This window comes from Streptomyces niphimycinicus (genome assembly GCF_018883605.1).
GTDB lineage: Bacteria > Actinomycetota > Actinomycetes > Streptomycetales > Streptomycetaceae > Streptomyces > Streptomyces niphimycinicus.
Map to the genome: position 1 here is coordinate 1 of NZ_JAHLEM010001080.1, position 282 is coordinate 282.

A 282-nucleotide genomic window follows, 5' to 3' on the forward strand; every position below is an offset into this window, starting at 1 on the left:
TGGGGTGCGCTCGCCCGAGGAGCTGTGGCGGCTCCTGGTCTCCGGGCAGGACGCGGTGACGGGCTTCCCGGCCGACCGCGGCTGGGACCTGGAGGCGCTGTACGACCCGGACTCCGCCACCGAGAACACCAGCTATGTCCGCGAGGGCGGATTCCTGGCGGACGCCGGGGACTTCGATGCCTCGTTCTTCGGTATCTCGCCGCGTGAGGCCCTTGCGATGGATCCGCAGCAGCGGTTGCTGCTGGAGACCTCGTGGGAGGCGTTCGAGCGGGCCGGGATCGA

The 282-nt window shown here is 70.6% G+C and carries 1 protein-coding gene; it reads left to right on the plus strand.

What is annotated here, in order from left to right; translation table 11 throughout:
- Positions 1-282: beta-ketoacyl synthase N-terminal-like domain-containing protein (locus KN815_RS47670; RefSeq protein WP_216348004.1), on the plus strand; the 282-nt coding region annotated here is incomplete at both ends.